23 protein-coding genes are annotated in these 22,279 nt (G+C 75.4%); 4 read left to right on the forward strand and 19 right to left on the reverse strand.

The window, feature by feature from the left end:
- Positions 1 to 23: 23 nt before the first annotated feature.
- Positions 24 to 1,583, reverse strand: a complete 1,560-nt coding sequence (locus HN031_RS19500) for a DNA polymerase Y family protein (RefSeq protein WP_216652697.1) — start codon at positions 1,581 to 1,583, stop codon at positions 24 to 26.
- Positions 1,584 to 1,588: 5 nt separating this feature from the next.
- Complete coding sequence (locus HN031_RS19505) at positions 1,589 to 2,281, reverse strand: hypothetical protein (RefSeq protein WP_172274312.1); 693 nt, start codon at positions 2,279 to 2,281, stop codon at positions 1,589 to 1,591.
- Between the two features lie 148 nt (positions 2,282 to 2,429).
- On the opposite strand from HN031_RS19505, the gene HN031_RS19510 reads away from it, so the two are divergent.
- The gene (locus tag HN031_RS19510) at positions 2,430 to 2,579 is read left to right on the forward strand and encodes a hypothetical protein (protein ID WP_172274315.1); all 150 of its coding nucleotides are present in this window, start codon (positions 2,430 to 2,432) and stop codon (positions 2,577 to 2,579) included.
- Here the strand turns inward: HN031_RS19510 and HN031_RS19515 are convergent.
- The 16 genes from HN031_RS19515 to HN031_RS19590 all read right to left on the reverse strand — a co-directional run bounded on the left by HN031_RS19515 (position 2,567) and on the right by HN031_RS19590 (position 18,311).
- A complete protein-coding gene (locus HN031_RS19515; RefSeq protein WP_216652636.1) occupies positions 2,567 to 4,708 on the reverse strand; it encodes a SpoIIE family protein phosphatase in 2,142 nt (713 codons plus the stop codon). The genes HN031_RS19510 and HN031_RS19515 overlap by 13 nt on opposite strands.
- A 99-nt stretch (positions 4,709 to 4,807) precedes the next feature.
- Positions 4,808 to 5,395, reverse strand: a complete 588-nt coding sequence (idi, locus tag HN031_RS19520) for an isopentenyl-diphosphate Delta-isomerase (RefSeq protein ID WP_172274318.1) — start codon at positions 5,393 to 5,395, stop codon at positions 4,808 to 4,810.
- Positions 5,392 to 6,426: an FAD-dependent monooxygenase gene (locus HN031_RS19525; RefSeq protein WP_172274321.1), complete on the reverse strand. Its 1,035-nt coding sequence runs from the start codon at positions 6,424 to 6,426 to the stop codon at positions 5,392 to 5,394. The genes idi and HN031_RS19525 overlap by 4 nt, the downstream gene beginning before the upstream one ends.
- Entirely contained in the window at positions 6,419 to 6,976 is a 558-nt protein-coding gene (locus tag HN031_RS19530; protein WP_172274324.1) for an isoprenylcysteine carboxyl methyltransferase family protein, read from the reverse strand. Before HN031_RS19530 ends, HN031_RS19525 begins: the two co-directional genes overlap by 8 nt.
- The gene (locus HN031_RS19535; protein WP_172274327.1) at positions 6,973 to 8,049 is read right to left on the reverse strand and encodes a type III polyketide synthase; all 1,077 of its coding nucleotides are present in this window, start codon (positions 8,047 to 8,049) and stop codon (positions 6,973 to 6,975) included. The genes HN031_RS19530 and HN031_RS19535 overlap by 4 nt, the downstream gene beginning before the upstream one ends.
- Position 8,050: 1 nt before the next feature.
- The gene (locus HN031_RS19540) at positions 8,051 to 9,262 is read right to left on the reverse strand and encodes an NAD(P)/FAD-dependent oxidoreductase (RefSeq protein ID WP_172274330.1); all 1,212 of its coding nucleotides are present in this window, start codon (positions 9,260 to 9,262) and stop codon (positions 8,051 to 8,053) included.
- Positions 9,259 to 10,119 (reverse strand): UbiA family prenyltransferase, encoded by an 861-nt coding sequence (locus HN031_RS19545; RefSeq protein ID WP_172274333.1) that lies wholly within the window; start codon positions 10,117 to 10,119, stop codon positions 9,259 to 9,261. Before HN031_RS19545 ends, HN031_RS19540 begins: the two co-directional genes overlap by 4 nt.
- On the reverse strand, positions 10,116 to 11,000 hold the full coding sequence (locus tag HN031_RS19550) for a phosphatase PAP2 family protein (RefSeq protein ID WP_172274337.1): 885 nt from the start codon (positions 10,998 to 11,000) through the stop codon (positions 10,116 to 10,118). The genes HN031_RS19545 and HN031_RS19550 overlap by 4 nt, the downstream gene beginning before the upstream one ends.
- The gene (locus HN031_RS19555; protein ID WP_172274341.1) at positions 10,990 to 11,496 is read right to left on the reverse strand and encodes a hypothetical protein; all 507 of its coding nucleotides are present in this window, start codon (positions 11,494 to 11,496) and stop codon (positions 10,990 to 10,992) included. Before HN031_RS19555 ends, HN031_RS19550 begins: the two co-directional genes overlap by 11 nt.
- Positions 11,496 to 12,662, reverse strand: a complete 1,167-nt coding sequence (locus tag HN031_RS19560) for a glycosyltransferase (protein ID WP_172274348.1) — start codon at positions 12,660 to 12,662, stop codon at positions 11,496 to 11,498. Before HN031_RS19560 ends, HN031_RS19555 begins: the two co-directional genes overlap by 1 nt.
- Positions 12,659 to 14,053 (reverse strand): cytochrome P450, encoded by a 1,395-nt coding sequence (locus tag HN031_RS19565; RefSeq protein ID WP_172274351.1) that lies wholly within the window; start codon positions 14,051 to 14,053, stop codon positions 12,659 to 12,661. Before HN031_RS19565 ends, HN031_RS19560 begins: the two co-directional genes overlap by 4 nt.
- On the reverse strand, positions 14,050 to 14,415 hold the full coding sequence (locus tag HN031_RS19570) for a lycopene cyclase domain-containing protein (RefSeq protein ID WP_172274355.1): 366 nt from the start codon (positions 14,413 to 14,415) through the stop codon (positions 14,050 to 14,052). The genes HN031_RS19565 and HN031_RS19570 overlap by 4 nt, the downstream gene beginning before the upstream one ends.
- On the reverse strand, positions 14,412 to 14,765 hold the full coding sequence (locus tag HN031_RS19575; protein WP_216652637.1) for a lycopene cyclase domain-containing protein: 354 nt from the start codon (positions 14,763 to 14,765) through the stop codon (positions 14,412 to 14,414). Before HN031_RS19575 ends, HN031_RS19570 begins: the two co-directional genes overlap by 4 nt.
- Positions 14,762 to 16,393: a phytoene desaturase family protein gene (crtI, locus tag HN031_RS19580; protein WP_216652638.1), complete on the reverse strand. Its 1,632-nt coding sequence runs from the start codon at positions 16,391 to 16,393 to the stop codon at positions 14,762 to 14,764. Before crtI ends, HN031_RS19575 begins: the two co-directional genes overlap by 4 nt.
- Positions 16,390 to 17,274: a squalene/phytoene synthase family protein gene (locus HN031_RS19585; protein WP_172274361.1), complete on the reverse strand. Its 885-nt coding sequence runs from the start codon at positions 17,272 to 17,274 to the stop codon at positions 16,390 to 16,392. Before HN031_RS19585 ends, crtI begins: the two co-directional genes overlap by 4 nt.
- Positions 17,271 to 18,311 carry a polyprenyl synthetase family protein gene (locus HN031_RS19590; protein ID WP_172274366.1) on the reverse strand — a complete coding sequence of 347 codons (1,041 nt, stop codon included), beginning with the start codon at positions 18,309 to 18,311 and terminating at the stop codon, positions 17,271 to 17,273. The genes HN031_RS19585 and HN031_RS19590 overlap by 4 nt, the downstream gene beginning before the upstream one ends.
- A 91-nt stretch (positions 18,312 to 18,402) precedes the next feature.
- Here HN031_RS19590 and HN031_RS22080 point away from each other — a divergent pair, with 91 nt between their 5' ends.
- From HN031_RS22080 to HN031_RS19605, 3 genes are read left to right on the forward strand one after another with little or no spacing between them, the layout of a single operon-like run.
- Positions 18,403 to 19,287: a DICT sensory domain-containing protein gene (locus tag HN031_RS22080; RefSeq protein ID WP_172274372.1), complete on the forward strand. Its 885-nt coding sequence runs from the start codon at positions 18,403 to 18,405 to the stop codon at positions 19,285 to 19,287.
- 10 nt (positions 19,288 to 19,297) lie between these two features.
- Positions 19,298 to 21,124 carry an ABC transporter ATP-binding protein gene (locus HN031_RS19600; protein ID WP_367650825.1) on the forward strand — a complete coding sequence of 609 codons (1,827 nt, stop codon included), beginning with the start codon at positions 19,298 to 19,300 and terminating at the stop codon, positions 21,122 to 21,124.
- The gene (locus HN031_RS19605) at positions 21,121 to 21,777 is read left to right on the forward strand and encodes an HAD-IA family hydrolase (RefSeq protein WP_172274377.1); all 657 of its coding nucleotides are present in this window, start codon (positions 21,121 to 21,123) and stop codon (positions 21,775 to 21,777) included. Before HN031_RS19600 ends, HN031_RS19605 begins: the two co-directional genes overlap by 4 nt.
- Here HN031_RS19605 and HN031_RS19610 read toward each other — a convergent pair.
- A complete protein-coding gene (locus HN031_RS19610) occupies positions 21,744 to 22,208 on the reverse strand; it encodes an MSMEG_6728 family protein (protein WP_172274381.1) in 465 nt (154 codons plus the stop codon). The two genes, HN031_RS19605 and HN031_RS19610, sit on opposite strands and share 34 nt — an antisense overlap.
- Between the last annotated feature and the right edge of the window lie 71 nt (positions 22,209 to 22,279).

Genomic DNA, 22,279 nt, shown 5'->3' on the forward strand with positions numbered 1-22,279 from the left:
AGCGCCGCCCCTGCCCCAGCGGCTCAGTCATAGCCGGCCTCCAGCGACCAGCCCTCGGGCGCGCGCACCAGCAGCCAGGCCCTCCGGTCGGCGCCCACGACCTGGAACCGGGACGTGAGACCTGCCCCGCCCGACCACCAGCCCTCGTCGGTCGGCCACGGCCCGGCCCACGCCGTCACCGGCTGCCAGGGCAGCACCCCGCCGCCCACCCGGAACCGGCGCGGCTCCCCGGTGACGACGCCGCGGTCTGTGACGAAGACGTCGCGTCCGGCGTCATCGACGACCTCCGCCGCGGGCGGCGTCGCGAAGACCCGCACCGGCGCCGGCCCCGGCACCCGGCCGGGCCAGGGCCGGTCGACCGGGCGCAGGTCGACCGCGCGCTCGCCCCACGGCACCAGCGCCTGGCGGGCGGCGGGACTGCGGCCGCCCTGCAGCACGGGGCGTCGTACGGCGTCGAAGCCGACCATCCCCTGGACCCGCGCCACCCCGCGCTCGACGAGGTCGTCGGAGGCGGCTCCCCACAGGGCCTCGCCGTGGGCGGCGGCCGGCTCGACGACGTCGGGCACGAACCGCACCCGGTCGATGGGAGCGCGCACCCGGCCGGAGTCCTTGCGGGCGCGCAGCGAACCCCCGACGGTCGAGGACTGCAGCTGCCAGTGGACCCGGTCGACGAGGTCGCGAGCGCCGAAGTGGCGAGGGTGGAGCCAGGTGCGCGACGAGCAGACGGCGCCCTCGGACTCCGCCTCCACACGCACGCCCGTGGCGACCAGCTGGTGGTGCGCCAGCTGCGAGACGAACCGCTCGGCCGTGGTGCGCACGCTGAAGGTGATCGCCTCGACCGAGTCGAGCGGCGGCTCGAAGGCGACCTCGGCGTCGAGCTCGGGTGGCGGCGTGCGGGCCGAGAACAGGGCCGGGTCGTCGCCGCGGGCCCGACGCCGGACGGTGGCGCCGTAGGTGCCCAGGCGGTGCTCGACGGCGTCGCCGGGCAGGTCGGCGAGGTCGCCCAGGGAGCGGAGGCCGAGCCGCTGCAGCAGGCTGACCAGCTCGCGTCCCTGGGGGCCGTCGTCCTGCAGGACCTGCACCGGCAGCCGTCGCAGGAAGGCCGCCGACCCTCCGGCCACGACGACCTCCCAGGACTGCACGTCGGCGGTGCGTGCGGCCTGCTCGGCGGTGAACAGGTCGTCGGCGATCCCGACGCGGACGTCCCACACGCCGGCCTCGACCAGGGCCTGGCAGACGGTCGCGGCGGCCTCGGCCTCGCTGCCGTACCAGCTGCCGGGGGCGCGCACGGCGAGCAGGCCGGGCCGCAGCGCGGCCACCCCGGGGCGCAGGTCCTCGACCGTGGCCAGCACGGGCTCGAACGCCCGGGCGTCGCGGTCGGGGTTGGCGGGCAGCAGCAGGAGCTCGGGGCAGCGGGCCTGCGCGTCGCGACGGCGCTGCCCCCGGCGCACGCCCTCGGACCTGGCGGGACCGTTGCAGACCTCGACGACGTTGGCGGACAGCACCGCGGCGGGGGAGCGCGGTGACCGCTCCGCCTCGTCGAGGGCCGCGACCACGGACCAGTCGGGGCACCACACGACCATCGTCCTCACCCGACCCGCACCCTGACATCGTCGGAATTGGGCGTGGTCCGGAGGCCGCGGACCGGCTGGTCGACGCGGTGCACGCCGGGCCAGGTGAGCTCGGCGCGCTGAGGCGGCCGTGCCCCCCGGCGCACGACGACGCGCGCGCGGCGCTCCTGCAGGTGGCCGGCGCCGGACCCGGGCCCGGTCCACACCGACTCCTCGACGCTGACCCGGGCGTCGGCGCGGGGCCACTGGCCGTGCACCACGAGCACCGCCGAGCGGGTGCGCAGGCGCGAGTCGAGGACCGACGCGGTCCGCTCGTCCACCGAGGCCGGGGGCCGCAGCACCACGACCCGCAGCACGTCGACCAGCGCCGCGGTGACCTCCAGCCAGTGCTCACCCGGGTCGGGCACGAGCACGGTGCGGGAGAGCTCGATGCCGAGCTCGGCCGCCGCCTCGACCCCGAAGTCGGCGCAGCCGGCGAAGCCGACCCACTCCCCGGCCTGCGAGGCACCGGCGGCGAGCGCGAGCGCCAGGGACGCGGAGTCGACCGCGTAGGTCGCACCGGCGTGCAGGGGGACCAGCGAGGCGAGACCGGGCAGGGTCGCGACGGGCTGCGCGGCAGGCTTGTGCTCCATGGCCGCCACCCGCTCGCGCAGCTGCTCGACCACCGACCGCGCCGGGTCGAGCGCGACGACGGAGCGGCTGGACGGCATGCATCCATCTTCGAACACCTGTTCGAACGAGTCAAGGTGGACCCGGGTGGTGGACGCCCGAGGCAGGGAAACCTACACCGGTCGGTGCCGGCCGCTCCACCGGTCGCCGGGGATCGCATGCGCGTGGCCCTGAGGGGTACGACGCGGCATGGACGATCGCGAGCGCCCGACCACCAACCAGCCCCTCAACGCACCGGGGCCGCGGCCCAAGGTGACGCCGCTGCTGGCGGTGCTCGGCCTCCTCGTGCTCATCGCGGTGATCTTCGGGGTCATCTCCCTGCTGCGCTACAACACCTGAGCGACGCGCCTGACCACGAGCAGCGCCACGTCGTCCTCGGGCCGGTCGTCGATCATGCCGGCCAGCAGCCGGTCGCAGAGGTCGTCGGCGGGCAGCCCGTCGGAGGCGGTGTCGCGCAACAGCTCCGCGAGGAGCTCGATGCCCACGTCGATGTCGCGGTCACGCCGCTCGACGAGCCCGTCGGTGTAGAACACCAGCGTCGCCCCGCGCTCGAGCGTCGTGACGCGCTCGACGCGTGAGGTGGCCGGGTCCAGGCCGAGGAGCAGGTCGTTGTCGCGCTCGTCGGCGAGGCGGGACACGCTGCCGTCGCCGTGCAGGAGCAGGGCGGGCGGGTGGCCGGCGTGCGCCCAGCGGACCGTCAGGACGTCGTCGTCCGGGCCCTCGCCCGGCGCGGCGTGCTCGAGGCGCGCCACGACCGCGGTGGCCGTCGCGCCGAGCTGCAGGGACTCCATCACGGAGTCCACGCCCGACAGGATCGCGGCCGGCGCGTCACCGCTGTGCACGGCGATGCCGCGCAGCAGCCCCCGCACCTGGCCCATCGCGGCCGCCGCCTCGACGTCGTGCCCGGCCACGTCGCCCACCACCACGACCACGTCCGGCACCCCGGTCGAGGCCGGCTGCAGGAACGCGTCGTACCAGTCGCCACCGATCCGGGCCACCTCGCCGGCCGGGGCGTAGCGCGCCACGATCTGCAGGTGCTCGGGCTGCGGCGGGTCCGTGAGCATGCTGCGCTGCAGCGCCTCGGCCACGTCGCGCTGCCCGGCGTAGAGCCGGGCGTTGTCGAGGGCGAGCGCGGCGCGAGACCCGATGTCCTGCAGCAGGACGACGTCGTCGCGCCCGAACCGGCGGCGTGCGGCGCCGCGGAAGACGGTGACCACGCCGACCGTACGACCGCGCGCCCGCAGCGGCACCACCACGGCCGACACGGGAGCGAGCTCGGCCAGCCGGTCGCGCGCGCGACCGGGGACGAGCACGGCCGCCACGAGGGCGGCGGCGTCCGACTCCATCAGCACCGGCGTGGTCTCCCGGATCGCCCGGGCGAGGTAGGACTCGTCGGTCATCGCGCCGAGCCGGAGCGAGGCGTACTCGCGCACGGCCTCGGCCGCGGCGGGGTCGGCGTGCGCCCAGCCGACGTCGCGCAGGCCGCGTCGCCAGTCGGAGGTGTGCGGGTCCTCGACGAGGGTGACGAGGCACCAGTCCGCCAGCTCGGGGACGAGGTGCTCGGCCAGCCTGCTGACCCCCTCCGCCGGGTCGAGGGTGCTCGTCAGCGCCTCCGACACCGACGCCAGCAGCGCCAGGCGGCGGGCCGCGCGGTCCAGGGCCTCCTGGGCCTCGCGGCGGGCGGTGATGTCGACGAAGTAGACAGCCAGCCCCTCGGGCGAGGGCCAGGCGCGCACCTCGTACCACGCGTCGAGCGGCGGCGGGTAGAACGCCTCGAAGGAGACCGGTCGGCCGGATGCGACGGCGCCGCGGTAGCGCTCCTCGAACTCGCTGCCGAGGGCCGCGGGGAACGTCTCCCAGAGGCTCTCGCCGAGCAGGTCCGTCCGGGGCGAGCCGAGCAGCCGCTCCGCCTCGGTGTTGACGTAGGTGAAGCGCCAGTCCACGTCGAGCTGGAGGAAGGCCGACGACATCGACTCGAGCACACGGCCGACGCGGGCCTCGCCGTCGCGGACCTCGGTGGTGTCGTAGGCGGCGCCCACGAGCAGGGCGGCGGGACCCTCGGGGCCACCGGCGGGGTCGGGGAGCGCCCGGCCCCTCGCCTCCAGCCAGCGCACGCAGCCGCTGGGGAGGACGACGCGGTACTCGGCGTCGTAGTCCCCGCACGACTCGATCGCGCGCGTGAGGGCGGCGCTCACGCGGGGCAGGTCGTCGGGGTGGACGCAGCGGTTGAACGTCTCGATGGTCCCGCCGAAGGACTCCTCGTCGAGGCCGAAGAGCTCGAGCAGGCGCCCGTCCCACCGGAGCTCGCCGGTGACGAGGTCCCACACGAACGCGCCGACGCCGGCGGCGTCCACGGCCAGCCGCCACGCCACGCGGTCGCTCTCGGGCCCCAGCATCAACGACGAGGCCGAGGAGGCGCGTTCCTGCGGCTGGGGTGCGTCGGGGGACGCGGCACCGACCTCGGGCAACGGACCGTCCTCAACGCGAGTGCTGGGCAACCCGTCGTCTCCAGGCACCGGCCCCAGCGTTTCACACCCACCAAGGCGGCGCAGCCGAACCGCCCGGCTTCAGCCCCGGGCGGCGGCGGGGAGGTCGGACGTGGGTGCCGCCGGAGCGCCGAGGGGGTCCTCCGGCAGCTGCCGGACCTGCTCGCGGCACCACGCGGAGACCGTCCGGCTGCCGTCGAGGACGGCGGCGCGGAACTCCGGCCACGGCTCCCACGTCGTCGCCTCGACCTCGTCGGGGTCACGGGTGACCGGTCCGTCGGCGACGGCCACGAAGACGGGGCACATCTCGTTCTCCACGACCCCCTCCTGCTCGGCCGTGTAGCGGAAGCGGGGCAGCACGAGCGTGAGGTCGCGCACGCCCGTGCCGAGCTCCTGCTGCACCCGGCGGCGTACGGCGTCGGGCAGGGACTCGCCGGGGGCGGGGTGCCCGCAGCAGCTGTTGGTCCACACGCCGGGGAAGGTCCGCTTGGCGAGGGCGCGCTGGGTGACGAGGACGTTGCCGGCCTCGTCGAACAGGTAGCAGCTGAACGCCAGGTGGAGCGGTGTGCCGGCGTGGTGGACCTGCGACTTGTCGGCGGTGCCGACGGCGCCGCCGTCCTCGTCGAGGAGGACGACGAGCTCGGGCGTGCGCTGGACGGTGTCGGTCATGCGGGCCTCCCCACGGGTCGGGCGAGCTGGTTGACGGCGGCCCCGAAGAGCCAGGGCAGCCGGGTCGCCGCGGGCACGAGCCGACGGCGGACGGGTGGGTGGGCGGTGGCCCGGAGCAGCAGGTGGGTGAGCAGCTCGTGGCGCCTCCCGAGCCGGCGCGCCCACGGGTCGTAGCGGTCGGGGCGTCCGGCCGCCACGCACGCCACCGCGGCCCGCGCCTGGCCGAGGCCGAGCGCGATGCCCTCGCCGGTGAGGGCGTCGACGTAGCCCGCCGCGTCGCCGACCAGCAGCACGCGCCCGCGCGACCTCGCGCTCACCCGCTGGCGCAGGGGACCGGCGCCCATGACGCGCGTGCTGGGACCGGTGAGGCGCTCCTGCAGCAGCGGGAAGTCGGACAGCAGGTCCTCGAACCGCGCGCCGGCGTCACCGAGGACGGCCACGCCGACGAGGTCGTCGTCCACGGGCGTGACGTAGGCCTCCGCGCGGTGGGACCAGTGGACCTCGACGTAGGGGGTCCAGGGCGCCTGCCGGACGTGGCAGCGCAGCCCGAAGCGGCGGCGTCCCGACGCGGTGGCGTCGAGGCCGACCAGCCGGCGCACCGGCGAGTGGAGGCCGTCGGCGGCGACGAGGTAGCGGGTGGGACGCCCGTCCACGAGGAGGTGGTCGCCCGCGTCCTCGACGGACTGGACGGGGTGGGGGTGCACCTCGATGCCGCGCGCCGCGACCTCCGCGGCGAGCGCGTCGTGCAGGACCGTGCGCCGTACGCCGCGGCCGGGGCCGGCGGTGAAGCGGGCGGTGGCCCCGGGACCGGTCCCGTCGAGGTAGTGGATCCCGGAGATGGGCCGCCCGTGCGGGTGCACCCCGAGGTCGGCCAGCTCGGCGACGGCGCCCGGCATCAGGCCCTCGCCGCACGCCTTGTCGATGGGACCGGTGCGCGGCTCGTGCACGACGACGTCGAGCCCGGCACGGTGGGCGTGCAGCGCCGCCGCCATCCCGACCGGGCCGCCACCGGCGACCACCACGTCATGCACCGGCGGTCTCCGTCGTGGGGGGCAGCGCGGTGCGGGGGAGCGTGGCGAGGGCGGCGTCCTCCGCGCGGATGCGTACGGCGAGCAGCCCGGCGTTGAGGACGGTGAAGACGACGGCCGTGATCCACGCGGCGTGCACCAGCGGGAGCGCGACGCCCTCGACGACCACGGCGACGTAGTTGGGGTGGCTGAGGAAGCGGTAGGGCCCCGACCGCACCGGCGCGAGCCCCGGGACGACGATGACCCGGGTGTTCCAGCGCCGCCCCAGGGTGGCGATGCACCACCACCGCAGGGCCTGGGAGGCGAGGACCAGGGCGAGCATCCACCAGGCGAGCAGCGACGGGACGTCGGGGCGTCGTACCCACGCCTCGACGAGCGCACCGACGAGCAGCCCGATGTGCAGCACCACCATGAAGGGAAAGTGGCCCAGGCCGGTCTCCACGCCGCCGCGCTCGCGGCTCCAGGCGGCGTTGCGGGTGGACACGACGAGCTCGGCGATCCGCTCGAGCCCGACGAGGGCGACCAGGACGGTGAAGGCGAGCAGGGTGGTCACGCGTCGGCCCTCAGCAGCACGATCTCGGAGCAGAAGCCGGGGCCCATGGCGAGGAGGACACCGTGGCTGCCGGGCTCCGGTGGGCGCTGGGCCAGCGTGTCCTCCAGGACGTGCAGCACCGAGACCGACGACAGGTTGCCGACGCGGGCCAGGGACTCCCAGGTCAGCTGCACGGCCTCGCGCGGCACCTCGAGCGCGGTCTGCAGCGCCTCGATGACCTTGGGCCCGCCCGGGTGGCACACCCAGAACCCGATGTCGTCGCGGGTGAGGCCGTGGTCGGCGAGGAAGGCGTCCACGTCGGCGCGGACGTAGCGCTCGACGAGGCTGGGCACCTCCGCGTCGAGCACGATCCGCAGGCCGCTCGCGGCCACGTCGAAGCCCATCGTGCGCTCGCTGTCGGGGTAGAGCCGGCTGCGGGAGTCGAGGACCTGCACCCGCCCGCCCGAGCCGCCCTCGTGGGCCTTGCCGCTGGCCGGCCCCGTGGCGACCACGGCTGCGGCGCCGTCGCCGAAGAGACCGCTGGCCACCAGGTTGGGCACCGAGACGTCGTCGCGCTGCAGGGTCAGCGAGCACAGCTCGACGGCCACGAGGACCGCGGTGTGGTCGGGGTGGCCGAGGAGGTAGTCGTGCAGCCGGGCGACGCCCGCCGCGCCGGCCACGCAGCCCAGACCCACCAGCGGCATGCGGCGCACGTCCTCGCGCATGCCGAGCTGCGCCGCGATCCGCGCGTCGAGCGACGGCACGGCCAGACCGGTGACGGTGGCGGTGATGACGAGGTCCACGTCGGAGGGCGTGAGGTCCGCGGCCTTCAGGGCGTCGGCGAGCGCCCGCGAGCCCAGCTCGACGGCGTGCTCGATGAACAGGTCGTTGGCGTGCCCGAAGTCGCGCAGGCCGGCGTAGTCCTCGAGGGGCAGCACCGTGTGCCGCCGCTCGACGCCGGCGTTGGCGTGGAAGCGCCGCAGCAGGGCGTGGTCGAGGCTGCGCTCGGAGATCACGTGCGAGAACGCCTCGGTGATCTCGGCCTGGGGGTGCGCGTGGGGCGGGAGGGCGCTGCGGACAGTGAGGATCCTCATGTCAGCCACCTCGGACTTCCTGGGGGTCGGTGTCGAGCTCGGGGGAGGGGCGGGACGGTCGGGCGAGGGAGCGGAGCAGGCCGGTGGCGAGGCGGGCGTCGATGCGGCCGCCACCGAGCCCGAGCTCCACGAGGGTGTCGAAGACGTGGCGGTCGCGGCCGGCCGCCTCGATCCCGGCGTCGACGAGCCGGGGCGCGCGGGCCAGCCGGGACGCCACGAAGGTGTGGCGCAGGTGTCGGCCCAGCAGCGAGCGCACGACCCGGCGGTGCCGGGCACCGGCGTCGTCGGCCCGCCCGCTCCTGATCGCCCCGGCCGCGGTGCGGCCGGCGGCGATGCCGGTGGCGACGGCGTAGTAGATGCCCTCGCCCGTCATCGGGTTGACCAGTCCGGCCGCGTCACCGACCAGGAGGACGCGCCCGTCGGGCTGGTCCCACCGCCAGCTGCTGAGCGGCAGGTGGTGCCCGCGCCAGCCGGAGCCGGTGGCGGCCGCGCCGGGGACGAGCTCCTCGAGCTGCTCGAGCAGCAGCGCGCGGCTCGGGGGAGCGGCCCCGGACCGGTCGTCCGGCAGCAGCTCGCCGTAGCCGACGTTGGCCAGGCCGTCGCCGCGGTCGAAGGCCCAGGCGTACGACGGCTGCCGGCGGTGGCCGTAGCGGATGAGCTGCCGACCGCGCATCTCCGGCGTGGTGGGGGCGTAGCCGCGGATCGCGATGGCGCGGGGGTCGCGACGCCTGCCGAGCAGCGCCTCGCGGACCATGGAGTGGGCGCCGTCGGCCCCGACGACCACCTCGGCGCCAATCTCGCCGGAGACGACCGGGACCCCCGGGGTGCTGACCGAGGTGGCGCGGTGCCGGCGCAGGACCGCGCCGGCCGCGACGGCCCGCTCGACCAGGCGGGCGTCGAAGACCTCGCGGGGCACCACGTGGACCTCGCGCCGCATCGCGCCCGACACCGACACGTGGCCGTGGGACATCTCGAGGTCGCGCAGCGGCGCCCAGTCGTCGATGACGTCGCCGGAGCCGACCTCCGCCAGGGCGTCGAGGACGTGCGGCGCGATGCCGTCGCCGCAGGACTTGTCGCGCGGGAAGTCGCTGCGGTCCAGGAGCAGGACGCGCAGTGCCGGGTCGGCGGTCAGCGCGCCCAGCGCCGCGGCGGCGCCCGCCGGGCCGGCCCCGACCACGACGACGTCCCAGTGCTCCACCTGTGGGGTCGTCATCGCGCCACCACCAGGAGCGCCGCGTCGGCGATGGCGATGGCGATGGCGGCCAGGAAGGGCAGCCGACCCGAGCCGCGGACCACGACGACCGCGAGGACCAGGACGCACGCGGCCGCCGCCACGGCGACGGCGGTGGGCGGTGCGGCACCCACGAGCACCACCGCGGATGCGGCGACGAGGACGGCGCCGGCCACCGGCGCGATCCGACGGGGGCCGAGCCGGTGCGGCAGGCCGCGGACGCCGGTGGCGGCGTCGTCGTCGAGGTCTGGCAAAACGTTGAGCAGGTGGGCGCCCACGCCGAGCAGCGCCGCGCCGACGGGCCACCACCACGGCGGGGCCTCGCCGTCGGCCCAGGTCACCACGGCCGTCAGCCCCCCGAAGGACAGGGCGTAGGGCACCCACGACCAGACGGTGGCCTTGAGGCCGAGGTTGTAGGCCCACGCCGACGCGACGCAGCCCAGGTGCAGCAGCCCGGCGACGGTCCCGAGCGCCAGGGACAGCCCGACGCAGGCCACGATCGCGCACCCGCACGCCAGGCGTACGACGCGCTCCGACCCCGCGCCGGTGACCAGCGGCTTGTCGAGGCGTCCCGCCCGACGGTCGCGGGACAGGTCGACGAGGTCGTTGCTCCAGCCGATGGACAGCTGTCCGGCCAGCACCGCCGCCACGACGAGCGCGGCGCGGCCGGGGCTGAGGCCCTGCGCGGCGGCGAGGAGCCCCGCCAGGACGGTGACGGCCAGCGCCGGCGCAGGGTGCGACGCGGCGACCAGGCCCCGGACGGGAGAACGCCCGGCGGCCGGCTCAGGAGCGACTCCGGCGGTCACCAGGCCCTCCGTCCGCGCGTCGGGGCCGGTCATGCGTCGCCCGGCCCGGGTGAGGAGGGGTACCCGTGGGGGACCCGCGCATGCGTGCCCGGCAGCGCGCGACCCGCCCGTGGGGCGGCGGCGCCGAGGACGGCGACCAGCCAGCCCGCCGCGACGTCGACGACGTAGTGCTCGCCGGTGTAGACGAGGGTCAGGGCCATCGCCACGGCGTAGGTCAGCAGGGCGGCCCGGGCGATCCGGCCGACGGAGGGCCAGAGGAACAGCGCGGTCAGCAGGGCGGCACCGGCGTGCAGCGACGGCATGGCGGCGACCGGGTTGCTGCCGGACTGGCCGAGCTCCACCAGGGACCCGATCCCACCCAGCCCGAGGTGCTCCCACCCCACGTGGGAGATGCGGTCCACGGACTCGATGGCGCCCCGCTGCGAGGCCAGCCAGGGCGGCGCGGCGGGGTAGAGGAGGTAGCCCGCGATCCCGATGAGCGACATGGCCAGCACGGCGGTGAGCCAGTCGCGGAACCGGTCGCGCAGCCGGAACCACACCACGGCCGTCAGCAGCGGGATGGTGACGAAGTGGGTGACGTAGACGAGGGCCGCCACCGCGTCGTACCAGTGCGTGCCCCCGTCGGTGAGGCGCTGCTGAAGCCAGCTGCTGGGGACCGTGCCGAAGACGCGCTCGTCGCCGTGCGCCGGACCCAGGACGTGCAGGCCGGCGCCGAGCCGGTTGGTGGAGGCGCCGTCGCCGGTGCCGAGCGGGGCGGTGATCCACTGGGCGAGCCAGTAGGCAGCGAGGATCGCGCTGAGGGGGGACCAGGCGATGAGGAGCTGCGCGATCGGCCCGTGGCGCGACCCGGTCCCCTCGTCGGGACGGACCCGGGCGCGGGGGGTCGCCTGGCGTTCGGCGGCTTCACTGCTCATGCGGGCTCCGGCGTCGGGACAGCCGCTCGATCAGCGACTGCGTACGGAAGCGGTTGTAGCGCTGGATGGCGATGAACGGAAGGTTGACCAGCACGCCGTAGGCGACCAGCAGGCCTGCGGCGAGAGGCGGGTTCCACAGCACGAAGAGCGGACCGCACGACAGGGCCCACCAGTGGGCCAGCTCGGCGCGCCGGGTCTCGCGGACGAACAGCAGCAGGCCGTCGAGGTCGTGGGCCGGCAGCTGGCGCTTGCTGACGCCGCCCTGGAACAGCGCGCCGGCCTCGGGGAGCCGGTCCTTCCAGCGGTGGATGCGCAGCCGCCGCCGGTACCACGTCCCGCCCGCCTCGAAGCGTCGCGGCCGCAGCGCCCAGCGGTCGCGGTCGAGCCACGCGGCGGGGACCCGGTGCGCGGCGTAGCCGGTGGCGGCGTGGAAGAAGCCCCACGCGAGGACGTCGACGACGACGGTGAGCGTCTGCGGCATGACGTAGCGCAGCATCACACCACCTCCTCGGCCGACCCGCGCCCGCGCAGGTCGACCTCGCGCCCGCGCCAGGGCACGGAGCGGCGTACGACGGTGAGCGCGGCGGAGCGCGCGAAGACGAGGTCGAACGCGAGCAGCGGCAGCGGGAACAGCGCCCACGTCCACCAGCGGAACGCCCCCACCTGCCGCAGGACGTGGCGCACCTGCCACGACGTGCCCAGCCAGGCGACGGCCCACAGCAGCGGGTGGCCGGTGCTGAGGCCACCACCGAGCCCGGTCACGAGCTCGAGGAGCGAGCTCACCGCTCCGACCGCCACGGCGTGGTGGGCGCTGATCCACAGCACCGTGCCCAGCGTGGCGGACGGTGAGGCGGCCGACGCCCCGGACGCGATGTTCTTGGTCCACCCGGCCACGAGCTGACCGAGCCCGCCGGGATAGCTGCGCATCCGCAGCGCGTCGCCGCCGACCGCGCACCACACCGGCAGGCCGGCCCGGTGGTAGGCGGCGGCCAGGGACGCGTCGTCGAGGACCTCGCCGCGGACCGCCGCGTGCCCGCCGGCGTGGGCCAGGTCGTCGCGGGCGGTGAGCAGGCACGGGCCGAAGGCCATCGCTCGCCGGGGGTGCCGGGTGAAGGCGGAGCTCGCCATCACCGCCACCAGGTTGAAGTAGGCCGACAGCTGCTCGTAGGGCCGGCGGACGGCGTGGAACGGCTGCACCGACACCAGTCCGCCGCGCCGGCGATGCTCGACCAGGAGGGACTCGAGGGCGTGGGGCGCGAGCACGGTGTCGGCGTCGAGGAACAGGAGCAGGTCGCCCGACGCCTCCTCGGCGCCGCGGTGGCAGGCCCACGCCTTCCCGGTCCAGCCGGGCGGAGGCGTGCCGGCGGGTACGACGCGCGCACCGGCCCCGGCGGCCACGTCAGCGGTGCGGTCGGCCGAGGCGTCGTCGACCACGACCACCTCGGCGACCGGCACGGTGAGCGTCGCCAGCGAGGCGAGGAGGTGGGGGAGGGTCTGCTCCTCGTCGCGCGCCGGCACCACGACCGACACCCGCCGGTGTCCCGCACCGGGAGCCGGTGCGGGACGAGTCCCGGGTGCAGGGAGCGTCCGGAGGTCGGCGACCAGCCACTGGGCCCACGCCGCGGCGGCCAGCAGGAGCAGGACGATCACGACCTCGGTCATGCCGGGCCGCCTCCCGTGCGGGTCACGACGAGAGGCATCCCCCCGCGGGGGTGCACGGCGACCTTGGCCTCCGCGCGCGGCCTGACCCAGCCGGCGGGCACGGTGACGCGGTGCTCGCGCAGCAGCTCGGCCAGCACCACGACCATCTCGCCGAGGGCGAACTCGCGGCCGATGCACAGTCGCGGGCCGAGCCCGAAGGGCAGGTAGGCCGATCGTCCGGCCCCGCTGTCGAGGAACCGCTCCGGCCGGAACGCCAGCGGCTCGGTCCACGGGTCCTCGCGGCGGTGCATCAACCACGGGCTGATGATGACCAGCGTCCCGGGCGGCACCTCACGCCCGCCGATGACGTCGGCGGCGTCCGAGCGGCGCGAGAGCGCCCAGGCGGGCGGGAAGAGGCGGAGGGCCTCGTCGATCACGGCCCGGGTCCAGGGCAGCTGGTCGCGGTGGTCGAGCAGCGTCACGGGTCCGGGGTGGTCGGCCAGCTCGGCGCGCAGCCGGTCCTGGGCCTCGGGGTGCTCGGCGAGCAGCATGAGCGTCCAGGCCAGCCCCGCGGCCACCGTCTCGTGCCCGGCGACGACCATCGTGACGAGCTCGTCGCGCACCTCGCCGTCGGTCATGCCGCTGTCGAGGAGCAGGCCGAGGAGGTCGTCGCCGTGGGTCGAGGTCGCGCCCCGTGCGCGCCGCTGGGCGATGATCTCGGCGGCACCGGAGTCGAGGCGACGCCGGGCCGAGCGCAGCCGCAGGTTGGTGCGGGTGGGCGTCCAGGCGGCCGTCGGGAGGACGGAGCGGCCGAGGCGCACGACGAGCTCGGCGGCGTCGCTCGTGGCGTCCAGCAGCGCCTGCGCCTGTCCCGACAGGTCGGTGGAGAAGAGCGCGCGGCCGACCGCGTCGAGCCCGATGGTGTGCGTCAGGGCCGCGACGTCGACGGTGCGGCCGTGCGCGGGGGCGGACCGGTCGAGCGTCGCGCCGACGGCGTCGCGGGCGGCGGCGCGCACCTGGTCGCTCACCGCGAGGAGCCGCTGGTGGTGGAAGGCGGGTGCCGCCAGCCGCCGGTGCTCGATCCAGCTGGGCTCGGCCGAGGCGAGGAGGCCCGGACCGGTGACCCGCGCCAGGGCGGCGTACTGCACCGTCTCCTTGCGCCAGTTGCGGGCCGCGGTCTGCAGGACGTGGCGGGCGTCGGCGGGGTCGTTGAGCAGCAGCGCCGGGGCTCCCGGGACCGGGAAGGACACGAGGTCACCGAACCGCCCGGACACCGCCACCAGGAACGACAGCGGATCGGCACGGATGGACCGGAAGCCCCGCGCCATCTCCAGGGAGGTGGGCCCGGGGACCCCCACGTCGGTGGGCTGCATGGACTCCTGGAAGGCCTGGATCCGCGTCGTGACGCTCACGACGTCGCCCTGTCGACGGCGCTGTCGACGGTGCTGTCCGCGGCACGGTGGCGGCCCAGCCACGTCCAGGCCACGCAGCTGGTCAGCACGAGCGCGAAGCCGAACGCCAGGTCCTCCACCGGTGCGAAGAGGATCCGGCCGTCCCCGACCAGGACCACGTCCTCGCTGCCGAGGATGGTGTCGGGGTCGTAGCGCACGATGCCGCGCCCGGTCAGCCACCCGTTGGTGAGCAGCTGGAAGAACACGATGATGGCGTAGGCCGACCACCAGTCGCTGGTCGAGGTGACCCGGGTGCGCGCGACCCAGCGGTCGAGGACGATCGCGGCCACGACGCCGAGGGCCGCGAGGGCGGTGTAGCTCATCGGGCCTCCTCGCGGCGCCGGCCCGACCCGGGCCGTACGCCCCGGCGGGCTGCCCGGACCCCCTCCAGCGTCAGCACCGCCACGACCGGGATCACGACGAAGAAGGAGATCTCCTCCAGCGGCAGCCCGGCGACCCGCCACGGCAGGGTCTGCTCCTCGTCGAACCACCAGTGGCCCGCGTGGGTGGCGTAGAGGTCCCACAGCAGGAACGGCGTCCCGGCCAGGAGCACGGTCAGGAGGAGGCGGCGCGGCTGGCGCAGCACCCGGAGGCGGAACGCCGGCACGAGCGGCAGGGTGCCGACGAGGCAGAACACCAGCATCGCGACGTAGGACCAGTGCGGCAGCGTCATCGCCCCACCGGCAGGCTGGACCGGTCGCCCGACAGCCGCTTGAGCACCAGCTCGGCGCTGATCAGGCACATCGGCAGGCCCACGCCCGGCACCGTGCTGGCGCCGGCGTAGAGCAGGCCGTCGACCTTGCCCGAGACGTTGCCCGGCCGGAAGAAGGCGCTCTGCCGCAGGGTGTGCTCCAGGCCCAGGGCGCCGCCGCGCCAGGCGTTGTAGCGCGTGGCGAAGTCGTCGGGGCCCACGGTGTGGCGCACCCGGATGCGGTCGCGGAGGTCCGGGATGCCGGCCCAGCCGGCGACCTGGTCGATGGCGGCGTCCGCGGTGCGCTCGACCAGCTCGGACCCGGCCCCCTCGTCGCCACCGGCACCGATGGCGGTGTCGGCGGGCACGGGCACCAGCACGAAGAGGTTCTCGCAGCCCTCGGGCGCGACGGAGGGGTCGGTCTCGGAGGGCTTGCAGACGTAGATCGAGGCCGGATCGGGGACGCGGGCGTCCTTGCCGAAGATGTCGCCGAAGTTCTGCCTCCAGTCGGAGGTGAAGAACAGCGAGTGGTGCGGCAGCTCGGGCAGTCGCCCCTCGACGCCGAGCATGGCCAGCACCGCCCCCGGACCGGGGGAGCGGCCGCGCCAGGACGGCTCCGGGTGGGTCTGCAGCGGCTCGGGCAGCAGGGCCGTCTCGAGGTGGTGCAGGTCGGCGGCACCGACCACGACGTCCGCGGCGAACGTGCCGGTCGCACCGCCGTGCTCCTCGCGGTAGGCCACGCCCGCGACGCCGGGCCGCCCGCCGCCGGCGGGGTCGGCGGTGACGATGTCGGTCGCCGCCGTGCCGGTGTGCAGGCGCGCACCGTGACGGCGCGCGAGCGAGGCGATGACCTCGATCAGCTGCGTGAAGCCACCCTGCGGGTAGAGCACGCGGTCGCCCAGGTCGAGCCGGCTCATCAGGTGGTACATGCTCGGCGCCCGGCTGGGCGAGGAGCCGAGGAAGACGGCGGGGTAGCCGAGCACCTGGCGCAGGCGGTTGTCGGAGAACGACGCGGCCACGTGGCTCTCGAGCGAGCGGGTGAGCAGCCGGCCGAGCCGGGGCGTGCGCCGCACCACGTCGGGGTGCAGGAAGGACGACGGCGAGTCGAAGTTGGTGTAGAGGAAGCGGCGCAGCGCCATGTCGTAGGTGTCCTCCGCCGAGCGGAGGTAGGCGTCGAAGCGCTCGCCGGCACCCGGCTCCAGCGACTCGAAGAGCGCCCGGTTGTGCTCGCGGTCGGGTCGCAGGTCGATCGGCTCGGGGTGCCCCTCGAAGAACACCCGGTAGCTCGGGTCGAGCACCCGCAGGTCCAGCTCGGCGTCGGCCGAGGTGCCGAGGAGCTCGAAGAAGTGCTCGAAGACCTCGGGCATGAGGTACCACGACGCGCCGGTGTCGAAGCGGAACCCGTCGCGCTCGACGCTGCCGACGCGCCCGCCCAGGTCGTCGTTCTTCTCGAGCAGGTCGACGCTGTGCCCGCGGGAGGCGAGCAGGGCCGCCGTGGCGAGGCCGGCGATGCCGCCGCCGATGACGACCACGCTCGCGGACGAGCCGTCCTCGGCGGGGTGCAGCGCGGCACCGCGCCGGGTGATGCGCTCGGGAAGACGCAGGGTCACGACCGACCTCCGTGGATGGCGCCGACTGCGAGGCGCAGCTTGACGGCGGTGGGGACGCGGACGCGGGTCCGCCGGATCTCGTCGGCGGAGGCGGCACGCAGGCGCGTGGCCAGCTCGGCGAACGTCGCGTGCGCGGCCCGCACCGCGCGGCGGCTGCTGGGCGGCAGGTCGGGGACGACGGCCGCGGCGGCCCGCAGGTCGGCGTCGATGTCGTCGAGGATGAGGTCGCGGTCCCGGTCGCAGAAGGCCTCGACGTCGAGGCCGGGGAAGTAGTCGCGGCGCAGCACGTCGTGGTCGTCGGACAGGTCGCGCACGAAGTTGAGCTTCTGGAAGGCCGCCCCGAGGCGTCGGGCGCCGGGCGCCAGCCGGTCGTACTGGTGCCCCCGGTCGGGCGGCGCGTCGGGTGCGGCGAGGAACGCGCGCAGGCACATCAGGCCCACCACCTCCGCCGAGCCGTAGACGTAGCGCTCGAAGCTCTCCGGGGTGTGCCGGGTCGTGTCGAGGTCGGTCCGCATCGAGGAGAAGAACGGCGCCACGACGTCGTCCTCGATCCCGACCGCGATCGCCGTGCGGGCGAAGGCGTGGACGACGAGGTTGCCGCTGTAGCCGGTGCGCAGGGCGTGCCGCACGTCGTCCTCGAGCCAGTCGAGCATGGTGGCGCGTGCCTCCCGCGCCAGCGTCGGGTCGGGGTTGTCGACGATCTCGTCGGCCACCCGCACCAGCGCGTAGACGTTGCGGACCTGGGTGCGGACCGGCTCGGCGAGCAGGCGCGAGGCGAGCCCGAACGAGCTGGAGTACTCGCGGATGACGACCGCGGAGCTCGCCTCGGAGACGACGTCGTAGAGGCTGCGGGGGGTGCCCCTGCCGACGAACATGCTCATGCCGCTGCCCCGCTCCCGGCGAGCGCCGGGGGGCGCGTGGTGACGTCGTCGAGCAGCTCGAGGCTCATCCCGAGCTCGTCGAGGACCGTGCGGGACGCCTTGAGGTGCTCCTCGGCGAGGTCCTCGACGAAGCGGCGCGACCCGGAGGCCGTCAGCAGCCCGCGCACGTGGTCGAGCTCGTCGGCGTCGAGGTCGCGGCCGACGTAGGTCCTCAGCTCCGACCACTGCGGGGTCGACCGCGCGTGGACGAGGAGGGGGGTCTGCTTGCGGGTGCGGAGGTCGCTGGTCGAGCTCTTGCCGGAGCGGTCCGGGTCGCCGAAGACCCCGATGAGGTCGTCGACGAGCTGGAACGCGATGCCCATGGTGCGACCGGCCTCCCCGAGCCGCGCCGTGGTCGCGGGCTCCGCCTCGGCGAGCACGGCGCCGGCCTGCAGCGGCAGCGCGAACGAGTAGGCGCTGGTCTTCTGCTCCTCCATCGCCAGGCTCTCCGGCAGCGTGGCCTCGACGACGTCCATGGACAGGCGCACGTCGGCGAGCTCGCCGGAGGCGGTCGTGTGCAGGGCGGCGTCGAAGAGGTCAAGCAGGTGGTGCACGACCGGGCCGGGGGCTCCGCACGTGGCGACGGCCCGTACGGCGGCGGCGAGGGCGAGGTCACCGGCGAGGATCGCGGCGGTCAGCCCGTAGTCGGCGGCCTCGTCGGGTCCCGCGCCGTCGGAGCGGGCCTGCGCGCGGAAGGTCCCGCTGACGTTGAGGCGGCCGCGGCGCAGGTGGTCGCCGTCGATGACGTCGTCGTGGATGACGAAGGCGGTGTGGAGGAGCTCGACGGCGGCGCCGACCTCGGCCGCCGCGCTGGCCTGGGCGCCGCCCAGGGCGTCGTGCGCGGCCACCACGAGGCCGGGGCGGAAGCGCTTGCCGCCCTCGGTGGCCGCGGCGAGGGCCGTCCACAGGTTCGCGTGGTGCGGGTCGACGGCGGCGGCGCGGCTGCGCCCCGCCTCGAGCAGGCGCGCCAGGGCAGCGTCGGTGTCGGTCGAGGTCATGTGTCCCCCCTGAGTCGCTCCGGTCCCCGCGTTGATGAACCTATGCAACACTGCCAACTAAATCTAGGCGAAACGTGGAGGGGGGGTCGGGTTGCAGCCCTTGTCCCGCGCCTCGCTCACCATCGGAGAGCTCGCGCACAGGACGGGGGTTCCCATCACGACGCTCCGCAGCTGGGAGTCACGCTACGGGTTCCCCCGGCCCGACCGCGCCGCGGGCGGTCACCGGCGCTACGCCGAGTCCGACGTCGACGCCGTGCTGGAGGTCCTCGAGCGCCGCCGCGGCGGCCTGTCGCTGCACGCGGCCGTGCAGCGCGTCGTCGCCGAGCCGGTCTCGTCGGGGTCGGTCTTCGCCGACCTGCGCCGCCGCCGGCCCGAACTGGCCCCGCAGGTCCTCTCCCGAGCCACGCTGTCCTCGATGAGCCGGGCGATCGAGGACGAGTGCTGCGCCCGCGCCGCGGAGCCCCTGCTGTTCGGCGGGTTCCAGCGCGTGGCCTACCTCGAGGCGTCGTACGACCGCTGGCGCGAGCTGGCGCGCACCGCCTGCGACACCGTGGTCTTCGCCGACTTCACGCACTCGACGCCGGTCCGGCCGCTCACGCCGGTGGAGGTGGCGCTGCCCGAGCACGCCCCGCTCAACCGCGAGTGGCTCGTGATCTGCGACGCGCCCGACCTGCCCGCCTGCCTGGCGGCGGTGGAGCTCCCGGGACAGGACTCGCGCGCGCCGGAGGGCCGCTCGTTCGAGGCGATCTGGTCGGTCGACCCGCAGGTGGTGCGGGCCGCGAGCCGCGTCGCCGCGTCGCTGGCCGACGCCTACCGGCCCGGGTGGCGCACCTCCGGACCGCGCCACGCACCCGTCCTGGACGACGAGCCGACGGCCGCCTCGGGCGACCTGCGGCGAGCGACCCAGCTCTTCGACCGGATGCTCGGCTACCTCGACGACGCCCGCCCCTCCGGACGAGGCCGGGCCCGCACCTAACCTGTGCGGCGTGCCACAGCCCGCCACCCCCGACGCGACGCCCGACGTGACGCCCGACGCCGTCCAGCCCCTCCGCGCCCTCTGGCGCCGCTACGGCGCCTACCGCAGCCGCTTCGTCGGGGCCGTGGTCGCCTCGACCGTCAACAAGGTGGCCGACGTCGTGCCCGAGCTGCTCATCGGGGCCGCGGTCGACGTCGTGGTCCGCGGTGACGGGTCCTTCGTGGGCGCCGTCCTGGGGGTGGAGTCGCGCTACGCCCAGCTCGGCTGGCTGGCCGTCATCAACGTGGTGGTGTGGGTGGTGGAGTCCCTGTCGGACTACGTCGCCAACGTGCTGTGGCGCGGGCTGGCCCAGGGCGTCGAGCACGACCTCCGCGTCGAGGCCTACGACCACGTCCAGCACCTCGACCTCTCGTGGCACGAGAGCCGACCGGCCGGCTCGACGCTGGCCACGCTCAACGACGACGTCAACCAGCTCGAGCGGTTCCTCGACATCGGGGCCCCGGCGATCCTGCAGACCGCCCTCAACGTGCTCATCGTCGGCGGCGTGTTCGCCGTCGCCTCCGGCCAGCTCCTGGTGCTGGCCTTCCTGCCGATCCCGCTCATCGTGGTCGGCTCGCTCGTCTTCCAGCGCCGCCTCGAGCCGCTCTACGACCGGGTGCGCGTCGCCGTTGCGGACCTCTCGGGCACCCTCAGCGCCAACCTCGCCGGCATCGCGACCATCAAGGCCTTCACCGCCGAGGACCGCGAGCGCGACCGGGTGGCCGCGGTGTCGCAGGCCTACCGCACCGCCAACACCGACGCCATCCGCACGTCCGCGGCGTTCGTCCCCCTGGTGCGGATGGCGATCCTCGCCGGGTTCACCTGCACGCTGCTCTTCGGTGGCTGGGCGACGCTGCGCGGGGACCTCGAGGTGGGGCTCTACTCCGTGCTGGTCTTCATGACCCAGCGCCTGCTGTGGCCCCTGACCGAGGTGGCCGAGGTCCTCGACCTCTACCAGCGCGGTCGGGCCTCGGCCAGCCGCATCCTCGGCCTGCTCGAGGTGCCGGTCACCGTGCCGGCCGGCCACACCGCCCTCGCCCGGCCCGTGGCCGGTCGTGTCGAGCTCCGGGGCGTCCGGGCCGGCTACGCCGACGGGCCCGACGTGCTGCACGGCATCGACATGGTGGTGCCCGCGGGCGAGACGCACGCGATCGTGGGAGCCACCGGGTCGGGCAAGTCGTCGCTGCTGCGCCTCGTCCTCCGCTTCGACGACCCGCGCCAGGGCCACGTGCTCCTCGACGGGCAGGACGTGCGCGACCTCGACTGGGACTCGCTGCGCGGGTCGATGGGCTACGTCGCCCAGGACGTCTTCATGTTCGCCGGCTCGGTCGCCGACAACATCGCCTACGGCCGTCCCGACGCCTCCCGCGAGCAGGTCCGGGCCGCCGCGGAGGGGGCGGCCGCGCTCGACTTCATCGAGGCGATGCCCCAGGGGCTCGACACGTGGGTGGGGGAGCGGGGCGTGACCCTGTCCGGCGGCCAGCGGCAACGCCTGGCGCTGGCGCGGGCCCTGCTGCGCGACCCTGCCGTCCTCGTCCTGGACGAGGCGACCAGCGCGGTCGACAACGAGACCGAGGCCGCGATCCAGCGCTCGCTGCGCCGGGCCACCGCCCAGCGCACGGCGATCGTCGTGGCGCACCGGCTCTCCACGGTCCGGCACGCCCACCGCATCTGGGTGCTGGACGCCGGCCGCGTCGTCGAGTCCGGCACGCACGACGAGCTGCTCGTCCGCGACGGGGCGTACGCCGCCCTGTGGCGGGTGCAGACCGGCGAGCAGGACCCGGTGGGCCGGCCGTGATCCGCGCCGTGGTCCTCGACGTCGGGGGCGTGCTGGAGGTCGTCGACGACGACGCCTTCCCCGCGCCGGCCGAGCAGCGCCTCGGCCTCCCACCCGGCAGCATCGCGGCCGGCCTGGCGGCGCTGCCGGGCGACGCCGCGCTCGGGCAGGTCACCGAGGCGGAGGTGCGTGCCGAGTGGCAGCGCACCCTCGGCCTCGACGACGTCCAGGCCGACGAGCTGATGGCGGACTTCTGGCGGTGGTACGTCGGCACGCTGGACCGCCGGCTGGCGGGCTGGTTCGCCGCGCAGCGACCGGCCCGGCTGACCGCGATCCTGTCCAACTCCGGCCCCGGTGCCCGCGAGGCCGAGCGGCTCCACGGCTTCGAGGACATCACCGACGACATCGTCTACAGCCACGAGGTCGGGCTCGCCAAGCCCGACCCGGCGGCGTACGAGCTCACCGCCCGCCGCCTCGGCGTCGCGCCCGGCGAGGTGCTGTTCCTCGACGACGTCGAGGCCAACGTCGAGGCGGCCCGCGCGGCCGGCTGGCACGCGGTCCTGCACACCGGCACGGAGGAGTCCATCGCCGAGATGGAGCGGATCATCGCCCGCCAGGCCGACGGCGAGGCGGACCGGGGTCAGCCGCCGTCGACCGGCGGCGGCCAGACGTAGTCGAGGTCCGGCGGCACGCCGGGGAAGAGCGGGCCGTAGAGCTCCGGGTCCTTGCGCAGCAGCGCCGACTGGTGGGAGCGGTGGAAGTCCTCGTCGCCCAGCCAGGCGGGCAGCGCGCCGGCCTCCGCCAGCTCGGCCTGGGTCCGGACCTGCGTCACGCCCGCGGCCCGCAGGTCGGTCATGACCGTGGCGGCGCACGTGTCGGCGCGTCCGGGCTCGGTCCACACCTCGCAGCACACGAGCGTGTAGCGGCCCAGCGCCTCGAGGTGGCCGCGCCACATCTTCACGGCCGGGTGGTGCCGCCAGCCGTAGGTGGGGACGGTGAGGCCGCGCACCACCTGGAGGCACTCGACCCGCTGCTTGCCGAGCCGGCGCGCGTCCAGCGACCGCGCCGAGCGCTCGAAGTCCGGGTAGGGCAGGAAGGTCTGCATCGCCTCCAGCCTAGGCACGGCCGGACCCGTGGACCCACTGCGGGTGAACCCGCCGCGGGTGGGTACGGGGG

Origin of the sequence: Nocardioides sp. zg-1308 (assembly GCF_013155375.1) — a bacterium.
Lineage (GTDB): Bacteria > Actinomycetota > Actinomycetes > Propionibacteriales > Nocardioidaceae > Nocardioides > Nocardioides renjunii.